At 38.0% G+C, this 12,871-nt stretch carries 8 protein-coding genes; all 8 read right to left on the bottom strand.

Going from position 1 to position 12,871, the window contains the following annotated elements:
• Window positions 1–4: 4 nt before the first annotated feature.
• Window positions 5–2,470: a PAS-domain containing protein gene (locus PVV70_RS00580; RefSeq protein ID WP_273757599.1), complete on the bottom strand. Its 2,466-nt coding sequence runs from the start codon at window positions 2,468–2,470 to the stop codon at window positions 5–7.
• 36 nt (window positions 2,471–2,506) lie between these two features.
• A complete protein-coding gene (gene ahcY, locus PVV70_RS00575; RefSeq protein ID WP_273757482.1) occupies window positions 2,507–3,904 on the bottom strand; it encodes an adenosylhomocysteinase in 1,398 nt (465 codons plus the stop codon).
• Between the two features lie 733 nt (window positions 3,905–4,637).
• A complete protein-coding gene (locus PVV70_RS00570; RefSeq protein ID WP_273757481.1) occupies window positions 4,638–5,636 on the bottom strand; it encodes a complex I NDUFA9 subunit family protein in 999 nt (332 codons plus the stop codon).
• 43 nt (window positions 5,637–5,679) lie between these two features.
• Window positions 5,680–6,999, bottom strand: a complete 1,320-nt coding sequence (locus PVV70_RS00565) for a folylpolyglutamate synthase/dihydrofolate synthase family protein (protein WP_273757480.1) — start codon at window positions 6,997–6,999, stop codon at window positions 5,680–5,682.
• A 4-nt stretch (window positions 7,000–7,003) separates the two neighbouring features.
• Entirely contained in the window at window positions 7,004–7,924 is a 921-nt protein-coding gene (gene accD, locus PVV70_RS00560; protein WP_273757479.1) for an acetyl-CoA carboxylase, carboxyltransferase subunit beta, read from the bottom strand.
• 980 nt (window positions 7,925–8,904) lie between these two features.
• Window positions 8,905–9,624, bottom strand: a complete 720-nt coding sequence (locus PVV70_RS00555; RefSeq protein WP_273757478.1) for a sulfate transporter family protein — start codon at window positions 9,622–9,624, stop codon at window positions 8,905–8,907.
• Between the two features lie 169 nt (window positions 9,625–9,793).
• Window positions 9,794–11,215, bottom strand: a complete 1,422-nt coding sequence (gene coaBC / locus PVV70_RS00550) for a bifunctional phosphopantothenoylcysteine decarboxylase/phosphopantothenate--cysteine ligase CoaBC (RefSeq protein WP_273757477.1) — start codon at window positions 11,213–11,215, stop codon at window positions 9,794–9,796.
• Between the two features lie 68 nt (window positions 11,216–11,283).
• Window positions 11,284–12,870, bottom strand: a complete 1,587-nt coding sequence (ubiB, locus tag PVV70_RS00545) for a 2-polyprenylphenol 6-hydroxylase (RefSeq protein ID WP_273757476.1) — start codon at window positions 12,868–12,870, stop codon at window positions 11,284–11,286.
• Window position 12,871 lies beyond the last annotated feature (1 nt).

The raw sequence follows: 12,871 nt of genomic DNA, 5'->3' as shown, positions 1-12,871 counted from the left end.
TTCATTAAAAAATCTTATCCCCTTTTAGGAGGGGGAAAAAACACTTAACTGTTGTTCCTTTTCCAGAACCGGTAAGAATTTCAACATGTCCACCGTGTAGTTCAACAAAACTTTTCACAAGCGAAAGACCAAGTCCTGCTCCTGCACGTCCACCATGGTGTGAATGGGAAGAAAAACGTTTAAAAATACGATCAAGAATGTCTTCAGGGATGTCAGAGCCCTCATTGTGAACGCTAAAGACAATGTTATCATCTTGTTCATCGACACAAAATTCAATTGTGCTCGCTTCCGTTGCAAAATTAAGTGCATTACTCAGGACATTCACAAAAATTTGATGTAAGCGTTTTTCGTCAGCAGAAATAGTGTTTAAGGAAGGAGAAATTTGTTGTAAAAGCGTAATATGACGTCCATTAAGGCGATCTTCTACACGTGCTACTGCTTGTATCATTGCATCGGCAATATTAACTGGTTTTATGTCTAACTCCATAATGCCTGCATCAAGGGTGGCAAGATCAAGAATATCATTAACAATATTTAAAAGAGTTCCTGATTCTGAATGAATGTGCCCAAGATATTCTTGTTGGCGCTCATTGATAGAACCGAAAATTTGATCCCGTAAAATATCGGAAAATCCAATAATGTTAGTAAGAGGTGTACGCAATTCATAGGAAACATGTTGAACAAATTCATTACGCAAACGATCTGCACTTTCTAAGGCTTCATTTCTTTCTTGAAGAGCACGTGCAACATGGACAGTGTCTGTAACATTCACAAAAGTAAGCATTGTTTGTCCATCGGGAAGAGGGACTAAAGTATAGTCAATAATCATATCATTTTTAAGATCTATACGACCCGAATATGTTTCACGTTTTTCAGCAAAACCGGTAATGAATTTAGTAAATTGATCCCATTCTTGTCGCACGGTTAAGGCTGAACAATGGTTTTTTAACTGTGTAATATGGGTTCCTTCTACCAGTAAATTATAAGGAAGCGACCACAATTTCGACAGGGAAGGATTCGATAAACGAAGGCGTCCATCAGCACCAAAAACGACCACACCTTCAGAAAGTTTATCAAGTGTTTCACCTTGTATTTTAATAAGTGTATTATAACGGCGCTCAAGATCAATTTTTTCTGTGAGGTTTTCATAAAGCCACGTGACTCCTCCTTGTGGATGAGGGTTCGAGACAACACGCACCGTACGACCATCTGGGAGATTCCAAATTTGTTGGTTTGATTCCATTTGCCGATAGGCTTTAAAAAGTTCTTCTTTCCACGCGCGCCAATCAGGATGTTCAGCAATGAGCCCTTTTTCACGTAAACGTTCAAGAAATAATGTATGGCTTGGTTCACTTTCTAAAAAGGAACTTTCTAATGGCCATAAAACTTTAAAAGCATGATTGCAGAATTTTAATTTTTGGTTTGTATCAAAAATGGCAACAGCTGTTGAGATTTGGTCAAGGGTTTCACAATGGCTTTGAAGAACATATCTTAATTCATGAGCAAGATTTTCATAGGCGCTGTCATCACGTGCAAAAGCAGCCATTCCTTCTGCTGTTGTGAGACGTGTGAGGTGAAAACGGCGCCGCTCTCCATCAATGACGGTATGAACATGTTCTTGAAAAATTGTTTCTGTTTCATTTGTTTTGCGTTGTGTATTTTCATTAAAAAGATCCTCCACTTCATCTCTGTCTTCACGAAAGTTTGTCATTTCTCTAAAGGCGCGATTGATAAAACAAATTTTTCCTTCGCAATCTTTTATCCATACAGGCTCTTGAATAAGATCAAGAAGATTACGCTGCATTCTCAGTTCAGTAAGAAGGCGGGCAATATCTTTCTGTAAACGAGCATTTTCGCTTTGCTGTTTTGAGATATCCTGAAAACGAGCAATGGCGACTGTCCCTGCGATAACCCCTGTAACTTGTAGCAGCACATGATTTGTGGTGGTGATAGAAAGTTCAAAAGGGTGACATTTACAACGCAGTTGAGTCAACGCATAATCAAGTTCTCGCAGAGAATTTTCTTCAACCCAGAGTTCAAAGCGCTGAAAATCTCGCTGATCAATGCCTATTTTTTGCAATGTGGAAAGGTTACCCACGACACGAGGTAAGGTTGTTGGATTTTCCCAAATAAGAAGGAATTGTTCGGTTTCTTCCAGAAGCCATTCATAATATTTAAGTTTTTCAGAAAAATCTGTCTGAATTATCTTCAAAGGCTTCTGAGCTGCTTTTTTTGCATGCATAATCACAGCCATGCACGTGAAAAATGAAGCACAAGAAATTCCTCCACATAGCGCTAAAAGCAACCATGGACCATTTGGCAAAGTGAAGGAAAATGGTAAATAACCTTCCAACGACTGAGCAACAGTGTGTGTCGGAGAAAAAAAGAAAAAAAGGCAAAATATATGCGTGCAGATTCGAATCATTTTTTGAGCTTTTTCTTTGGGGGTATGGTCACCAAAGTTGAGCACGACATCTTTCCCTTTTTTTAAACCCAAGGAAGCATTTTAGTAACGGTAATGGTTTGGTTTATAAGGTCCTTGCGGTGTAACTCCAATATAAGCAGCTTGTTCTTCTGATAAAACAGTTAATTTTATTCCTAACCGATCAAGATGAAGACGTGCAACTTTTTCGTCAAGATGTTTAGGCAGAACAGTGACTTCATTTTTATAGTGTTCTGCACGGGTAAAGAGTTCAATTTGCGCTAAAACTTGATTGGTAAACGAGGCCGACATGACAAAAGAAGGATGCCCTGTTGCATTACCAAGATTTAACAACCGCCCTTCAGAAAGCAAAATAATACGTTTTCCATCGGGAAAGGTGATCATATCAACTTGAGGTTTAATATTTGTCCACGGAAAATTTCTAAGGGCAGAAACTTGGATTTCATTATCAAAATGACCAATATTGCCAAGAATACACATATCTTTTACTTGTCGCATATGGTCTAAACGGACAACATCTTTATTGCCTGTTGTTGTGATGATAATATCAGCGCTGGAGGCAGCATCATCCAAATTAATAACTTCATAGCCATCCATAGCTGCTTGAAGTGCGCAAATAGGATCAATTTCTGTTATTTTAACACGAGCTCCAGCACCTGAAAGAGATGCTGCTGAACCTTTTCCTACATCACCATAACCACAGACAATGGCAGTTTTCCCCGCGATCATCACGTCTGTTCCACGGCGAATACCATCAACTAATGATTCTTTACATCCGTATTTATTATCAAACTTTGATTTCGTGACGCTATCATTGACATTAATAGCAGGAAAAGGCAGGAGTCCTTCTTTTTGTAATTGATAAAGACGGTTTACACCTGTTGTGGTTTCTTCGCTTACACCTTTAATTGCTGTGCGTTGTCGTGTAAAAAATCCTGGCGTTATATCCATACGCTTTTGGATTTGTTTGAAAAAAATTTCTTCTTCTTCTGTTTTGGGATGCGAGAGGATATCTTTATTTTGTTCTGCACGACTTCCCATGAGAATATAGTTTGTAGCATCTGCTCCATCATCTAAAATCATATTGGAAGGATTACCATCAGGCCATTGGAAAATTGCATCTATATAAGTCCAATATTCTTCCAATGTTTCACCCTTAACGGCAAATACAGGGATACCCGTTGCGGCGATAGCTGCTGCTGCATGATCTTGCGTAGAAAAAATATTGCTAGAGCTCCACCGTATATCGGCACCAATCACTTTTAATGTTTCAATTAAAACAGCTGTTTGAATTGTCATATGTAATGAACCAGAAATGCGCGCACCACGCAAAGGTTGACTAGAGGAAAATTCCTTGCGACAAGCCATCAAGCCAGGCATTTCAGTTTCAGCAATATCAAGTTCTTTACGACCATAATCGGCAAGGGCAATATCTTTGACAACAAAATCTTGAGCTGTCATTCTTCATTCCTTTAAAATCACTTTTTTAAAGACGGTAGGAGAAATTAAAAAAAAATGCAAGACAAGAAGAAGACTTCTTTACGTGAAAAAGCTCTTTTAAAATCTTTACCAACTTGTGTAATAAATACGCATTTATGGCTCTGAGTAATGATTTACGAAGAGGACAAGAAATCTCAGGATAAGTCTTATTATAAAAACAAAATTTTATTCTTTTTACGGAACGTTAAAGCTTTTAAAAATCTTCAGAGGGATACCTTTTAAAGAATAAAAATGATGTATTGCTTCACAGTTTTCATATCGACTTTTTTACGGGATAATCAAAAATAGTATACTCTTATCTTCCTCATTCATGCAGTTGTTTAGAAAAGGTATCATTACCTCGTTTCATTTCATGATTAAGCTTTTGAGCAAAATAATATAATGCAAAGCCATATATTGTTGTCTTTATATTTATGGATAGACAATCTCAGCGTAGGTTTTTCTGAATTCCTATGGTGCATCATGCTCCTGCATGAGGATAGTTTGTAAGAGATGTTTTTTTCCTGTTTTCAATAATTTTTTTCAAAAGACTGTAAATATGCGAGAAAACACTTTTTATGATATCATTTATGATATCAATGGAGTATTTAAAATGCAAAAACATCAATCTATTGAGCACATTGATTTTAAAATAGCGAACAACAAGCCATGAATTATAAATCAAATAATTAATTCAGTTTTGGAAGAATTTATTTTAGACGAGTAAGTTTTGGGAAAATTGACCATGTGGACGAAATCTCCAGAGATAACTTGGCAAGGACGCAGCGATTGCTTTAGGAGTAATTCCCACACCTTCTAAAGTATATCCATTTTCAAGAGCTTCTTGAGAAACAATGTTATCCATTTGCAAAAAACGTATCTGATTGGCTGTTACGAGTGTCGGTATAAAGGGCAATTTACCGATTGTTCCCAAAATTTTTCCAATTAATAGACCAGCAGAGAGGGGCATGGATAGAATTGTTTTTTTACGATGAATAATTTTGAGTATATTTTCAAGAGTATTTTGGAAGGTAATAATCTGGGGACCACCAAGATCATAATTTTTTCCCCAAGAAACCTGTCCATCTAAAGCGCGCGCAATAAACTCAGCAACGTCACCAACATACACGGGTTGCAATTTACTTTGTCCTCCTCCAAAAAGAGGTATAATGGGTAAAAAACGCGACAAATCTGCCAACGTGTTAAAGAAGCAATCCTCTGGCCCAAAGATAACAGATGGACGGATAATAATTGCTTGAGAATGCTTGTTATGAATGATTTGCTCACCCATAAATTTAACACGCGCATAAAGACATGAAGCATCCTCTTTGGCTACAAGTGTTGACATATAGATGAGTGGAATACCAGCTTCTGCTGTTAGTTCAGCAACATTGTAAGTACCATCAATTTGTGTACTTTTAAAATTAGATTGATTGGCTTGTTTTAAACTACCAGGCAAAAACACTGCGGCATCAGCTCCAAGTAATGCGCGTGCAACAGAGGCACGATGCTTGATATCCGTTTTAAGCATTTGGGTTTGTCCTACTTCTCCTATTTGGAGCATGTAATAAGCTTTTTGTGGACAACGAACAGCGATACGAACGCGATATCCTCGTTTCGTCAAAGTTTCAATGACATGACGTCCTACAAAACCAGACCCGCCAAAAACAGTAATAAGTTTAGGATGTTGATAAAGTGCACAATCAAGTTGCATGATTAAAAAGTCTATCTTTCAAAGCTTTAAAAATAGCCAATTTCTAACACGGTGGTGTTTTATTGTCACGCAAAATATCGCCAGCAAGATAAAGGGAACCTCCAATAAGGACAATAACCTCTTGATATTCTTCCTTAATTTTATGCAAAGCATCTTGTAGGTGCGCTTGGGCGGACGCAAAGATTCCTGCTTTTTGGGCTGATTCAGCTAAATTTATTGGACAGATACTGGCGTTATTATTAACAAGCGGTATCGTATATATTTTATCGACAAGGCCCGCTAAAGGACGAAAATAACCGACAGCATCTTTTGTATTGATCATGCCAGCAATCATAATAATGGGGCGATTTGTTTTTTTTCTCCATTGTGTAAGTTCAGCCGCAATAACTTTTCCAGCAGCAGGATTGTGACCACCGTCTAACCATAAATCAAATTTAGGAGATAATTGATCAACCAAATATCCGTGGGTAAGATGTTGCATCCGCGCGGGCCAATAGATATTTTTCAAAGCATCAATTATGACTTGTTCTGAAAGGTGAAAACCTGCTTGATAGACTGCTTCAAGAGAAGCGCCAGCATTGGCAATTTGGTAGTCTCCAATAAGATTAGGAAGGGGAAGATCCATAAGACCTTGATTGTTTTGAAAAACCATACGTCCATGTTCTTTATAGCTTTGATAATCTTGATCAAATAGAGAATAAGGTGCTTTATTTTTATCGGCAAGGGATATTAAAGTAGCAAGAGTTTCTTCATAATTTTGCTTCCCGATGACCACAGGAACCTTTGGTTTGATAATCCCCCCTTTTTGAAAGGCGATTTGAGAAATTGTGTTTCCAAGAAAGCTCTCATGATCATAATCAATGGGCATAATAAGCGATACAGCTGGTTTGTTAATGACATTGGTAGCATCAAAACGTCCTCCCAGCCCAACTTCTAAAATGACAACATCAGCTGGATGGATACGAAACAGCATAAAGGCAGCGGCTGTAAAAATTTCAAAAATAGTAATCGGCTCTTGATGATTGACTTTTATGATTTCATGGATTGTTTCAGCCAATAGGGTCTCTGTAACGAATTGACCACCTCCTTTTTGGCCTAACCGGCAGCGTTCATTCCAGTTGACGAGATGAGGTGAGCTGTACATATGAACGTTGTAGCCTGCACTTTCTAAAAGAGCACGGCAAATTGCTGAAGCAGATCCTTTGCCATTTGTTCCAGCAATGTGAATAACAGGGCCAAGTTTTAAATGTGGATTGCCAAGACGTTCTAAAAGTCGGACAATACGCTCTAAAGAAAGATCAAATTTTTTCGGATAATTCTTGAGTAAATCATCCACCACCCTTTGTACTTGATTTTGTTGCATAAATTTAAGCTGCTTTTGTTTTAGAAAGCGACATTTCAGGATCTGTTGGAGATGGGGTGGAAGGGTTAACAACAACAGGATGTTTCATCATTAAGCGTAAAAGACGTGCAATGGTTGTTTTCATTTCTAAACGCGATACAACCATATCAACCATACCATGTTCGAGAAGATATTCACTACTTTGAAAACCTTCTGGTAGGGTTTCGCGTATCGTTTGTTGAATCACACGTGGACCAGCAAAACCAATCATAGCGCCAGGTTCGGCAATGTGAATATCACCAAGCATGGCGTAAGAAGCAGTAACACCACCGGTGGTTGGATTGGTCAGAACAACAATATACGGAAGTTTTGCTTCTTTCAGCATTTCAATCGCTACGGTTGTACGGGGCATTTGCATCAATGAGAGTGTTCCTTCTTGCATGCGTGCACCACCAGAAGCAGCAAAAAGAACCAAAGGACACCTTTCAGCAATGGCAGTATCAAAAGCTTTGATAATAGCTTCTCCTGAAGCCATACCGAGGGATCCACCCATAAAAGCGAAATCTTGAACGGTTGCAATAATGGGTAAGCCTTCAATCGTACCACGTGCACTTAAAATATTGTCATCAACGCCAAGTTTAGAACGATAATCTTTTAACCGGTCAATATAGCGTTTTTCATCGCGAAACTTTAAAGGATCTGTTACAACTTTTGGATTTTCAAGAGCTGTATAGACACCATCATCAAAAAAATGCATGAGACGATTTTTGGCACTGATACGCATATGATAGCCAGAATTGGGAGCCACAAATTGATTGGCTTCCAAATCTTTATGGAAAATCATTTCACCACTGGTAGGATCTTTAATCCATAGATTTTCTGGAATTTCACGGCGTCCTAATATAGAGTTAATTTTAGGACGAACATAATTTGTAATCCAGTTCATCTTTATAGCCTTCCTTTAAATATTATACATCTTTTACATGAATTGAAAGAATATAGAACTTAAGCAGTTACATCTGCTTTTCCGGTGAAACAAACGAGTCTATTTAATACTTTTATCACTGTACGTATAGTTTGTTTTTTAATTTTTCCAATATCATAACAATCATATACATGAAGAGTATTCCCTATAACAAATTTCTCATAAGTTTTAATAACTTACATGTTTTTATTCTTTGACTTTTGGATTAAAATTCACTCCTTGCGCGATGGTTAACAAATGCCTTATTTTTTAATAAAAATGAACATCCAATTAATCATTCATATCAACAGTCTTGAAGAAAAGAAACCTTATAATATAAGAAGTTAACAGGGTTAGAATAATCCATTGAAAATAGTGGACATGACAACGTCATGTTAGCGAAACGCTAACACCAGAGCAAGATTTTTTTCAAATGGTTTTCTTAAAGAGCAGGCATTTCACATAAAATAAAGCACCCCCAAAAATATCATTTTTATTGTGTATTCACGCGTTGGTAGGTTTAAAAGTCTCACATATTCCAAAAATTCATCTCATGATGGTGCCCATGAAGAGTATACCATTCCCTCCATGAAAGGCATAAAATTCATGATGCTCCCCTATTTTTACTGAAATAGAAGGTACAAACCAATATCTTCATAAGCTTGGCAGTTTCCAATGTCACAATAATTCTTGCTTTGAGAGGGGGGATGGAGAGGTCTTTTATGCCTTTTGAAAAGTGCTTTTATCCACGCATTGCCTCCGTTTATAACATTTCAACAAACGATTATAATTGATTCAATATGAATAGGATTAAAATAAGAAAGCTTTATAATATTTAAGTTTTTTACGTATGTCATAAAAAGACTATCATTATAAATCAATATGTTGACTTTAAAAAGGTTAGCATAAAATTTTATAGTATGTTTCCTTTGGCTGGTAAGTTTTGTGAAGTTTAAAGAATATTATTTTTGAGTGATGCGTGCCATGGTTTTTTGGGAAAGCATTTTGTGTAAATGTGTCATAAAAGCAGCTGCAAAAAGTGGTGTAGCTAAATTAAGAATGGGAATCGAAACAAAAACCGCGATCAATAATCCAGCACCAAAAACCGTTGTATAATGAGTATGTAAAAAAGCACGCGCATCTTGCTCTGTTCGAAAACGATAAGCAGCAAACAAGAAATATTCGTGCCCAAGCAAATAACCATTAATAATATAAAAAGCAATGAAATTAACACCTGGTATGAAGAATAAAATAAAAGCAATTCCATTACCAAGAAGGCTTAAAATAACAAATTTAAAGGAGAGGATAAGAGAACGCCCAAATGGCATCGCTTGTCCAATAGGTTCATTTGGATAATCTTCCTTTTCAATGATTTCAGCAGCAGCGTCAATGAAAAAACTACCAATCATGGCTGTTATAGGGGCAATCAAAAAAGCCAACAAAAGAGCCAAACCAAGATTAAAGATGATAAGCATGCTAAATCCCAACCATCCTGCCCAACTCGGGAGTCCAGGAAGAAACTGAGAAACCCAAGGCCAAAAGTAAGACACAAAAAGTTGGTGCACACATAACCATAAAATGGCGAGAACAAAAAAAGTAATCCCCAATGCTTTTAGGATCATAATGCTATATTGCGAAGTCAGCAAACGTTGTAAAGCACGATAGGCAGCAGTAAAAATCATAGATTAATAAATTAAGGAAAGAAGCAAAAAAACAAGAAACACATTTAAAGAATATATTGTATTTCTTGAATTACAAGATCTATTTTCAATAACACTAAAGAAATACATCGATGTTTTTTTTGCAAAAAAGAGAGTTTTTCGTTTTTATATCAACGTATTTAAAAAGTTATTATTTGAAATGAGGTGCTTTTTTCTCATGAGGTGTAGGCATTTGGAGGGCAAAAAATGATACGATCATGTTTGCTAATTTTTGCGCTACGTTTTGTTTACGCATAGGGGGCCATTGTTCAACATTTTCTTTACTCACAAGATAAACTTGATTTGTATCAGCACCCATAACACTTGTACCATCTTGTTGAAGAGAAATATCATTAGCAAGAATGAAATCAGCGCCTTTTTCGATGCATTTTTTTTGCGCATTGGTAATGATATCACAAGTTTCAGCAGCAAAACCAATAACCAAGGAAGGGCGGTTTGGAGCATGTCCAATTGTTGCTAAAATATCGGGATTTTCAACCATATGGAGGGGTGGTGGTGTTTTATGAGCATTCTTTTTAATTTTGTGTAAATATTGCGTTTGACTGCGCCAGTCACAAACTGCGGCAACAAAGATAGCACCATCCGCAGGCAATGATTCTTGAACAGCTTGTAACATTTGTTGTGCTGTTTCAACGTGAATAGTTTTTACTTTTTGCGGATCTGCAAGATTAACGGGTCCACAAATAAGTGTTACTTTTGCTCCCAAATGCGCAAGAGCGGTTGCAATGGCATGACCTTGTTTACCCGAAGACCGATTAGCAAGATAACGCACTGGATCAATGGATTCATGGGTAGGACCAGAGGTAACGATGAAATGGCGACCAGAGAGAGGTTTTTCATGTACATCTAAAAGAGCCTCTATGGCAGAGACAATGGTTAAAGGTTCGCTCATGCGTCCATAGCCTGTTTCGTCACGTTCAGCCATATTTCCGATTTCTGGTCCGATAATATGAACGCCATCTGCGCGCAATTGTGCAACATTGCGAATAGTTGCTGGATGCGCCCACATGGCTGGATTCATAGCGGGGGCAATTAAGAGTGGACAGCGTGCTGCTAAAAGGACGCAATCGGCGAGATCATCTCCTATACCATGGGCTATTTTTGCAATGCGATTGGCTGTAGCAGGGGCTAAAATGATAAGGTCAGCATCACGAGCTAGTCGGATATGTCCGATATCATGTTCTTCTTCGCGTGAAAATAAATCAGTATATACCCTACCACCCCTTAAAACTTCAGCGGCTAAAGGCGTAATAAATTTTTGCGCTGCTTTTGTCATTATGACATTTAAGTGTGCTCCACGTTCTTTTAAACGACGAATAAGATCAAGCGCTTTATAGGCCGCAATACTTCCACCAATAATAAGAAGGAGTGATTTCGATTGCAATGATTGCACCTCAATGGCACTTGCATGAGAGAGGGGCGTGGTAAGAGCGGTAGGATTACTTAGAAGACGGCGTGCTTCTTCTTCCATAGAAATGCCATTTTGCGCGGCGCGTATGCGCAAAGCTTCTTTAATTTCAGGAGAGAGGTTACGAATAGTAATGCTGGCCATAAAATACCTCCAAGAAACAAAATGATTTCAATGATTTCATTGTTGATATTTTTAGCACATTAAGGAGATTAGAAAAGATGAAAAAAGTAAAAAGTGAAAAAAACGCAACAAAGTGCAATGATAAATAAGCTATAACGACCATAACGATTTCTACGACTTTGTTCGATAGAAAGTTGTTTCAGAGTAGTAGGAGAAAGATTAAAACCTGTTTTTCTCATTTGATTGAAATCTTCTTCTATACGCTGGAAATTTTGTATCAATTGTGGTGTTTTGCGTGCCAGCGAAAGAAGAGCTTGCACTCCTTCACTAAAGTCTTTTGCAACACCTACGGGCCCTAAATTTTTACTAATCCATTCTCTGACAACGGGTTCAGAAGCTTTCCACATGTTAAAACTGGGGTCTAATGTGCGAGCAACACCCTCCACGACAACCATTGTTTTTTGCAGTAAGAGAAGTTCGGGTCGCGTTTGCATGTCAAACAATTCAGTGACTTCAAACAACAATGTGAGCAACTTAGCCATGGAAATGCTTTGTGCTGATTGTCCGTGAATTGGTTCACCAATCGCGCGATTGGCTTGCGCAAAGCTTTCAATATTATGGTGTGAAGGGACATAGCCTGCTTCAAAGTGAGCGCGGGCTACCCGATGGTAATCGCGTGTAATAAAGCCATAAAGAATTTCAGCAAGGAAATGTTTTTCTTTTTTCCCAAGCCTTCCTGTAATTCCCAGATCAACAGCAACAATACATCCATCTGAGTCTACAAATAAATTACCAGGATGCATATCGGCATGAAAAAAACCATCACGTAATGTGTGGCGTAGAAAAGATTGAATAAGCGTAATGGCAAGCGCCTGTAGATCAAAACCTGCTTCTTTAAGCTTGGAAATTTCGGATATTCTTATACCATCAATCCATTCCATGGTGAGAACATTACGCCCTGTCCGTTCCCAATCAATTTTTGGCACTCGGAAACCGGTATCCTGTTGAATATTTTCAGCCATTTCAGATATGGCGGCTGCTTCTAAGCGTAGATCCATTTCAAGGCGTGTTGTTTGTGCTAAAGTATCCACCACACGAACAGGGCGCAGCCTTCGGGAGGCAGGGATATAATGCTCTTGTAAATGCGCAATGAGATAAAAACCTCTAAGATCTTTAGAAAAACGCGCTCGAATATTAGGACGGATAACTTTTACGGCACATTTTTTCTTATGACCGGTTTCATCATTATATTCAGCAGGATGAACCTGAGCGATAGAAGCAGCGGCAATGGGGGGATAAAAATTGATGAATAAATCATCAATAGAGCGACCAAGCGAACTTTCAATTTGAGCAATAGCGGCGGTACAAGAAAATGTTTCAACACGATCTTGGAGTTGTGACAAATCGTCTGCAATATTCCGTCCGACAATATCAGGTCTTGTGGCAAGAAATTGACCAAGTTTTATGTAAGAGGGTCCAAGCTTATTGATAGCATATGAAATATTTTCAGATCGCTGTTTCTTTTTTGTTTTGCGTCGTGCTAATGCACGCGCTATACGATGACATAACGCTGGAAATCCTTGAAGATCATCATGAGGAAGAGCACTTAAAACACCTTCACGTGCTAAAACCCATCCTGCACGCATCAATTGAAAGTAAGGAGAAATTTGCACCATT

It is taken from the genome of Bartonella sp. AU55XJBT (assembly GCF_028618525.1).
The sequence above is the reverse complement of the archived record's forward strand: the minus strand, read 5'-3'. Positions and strand labels throughout refer to the sequence as shown.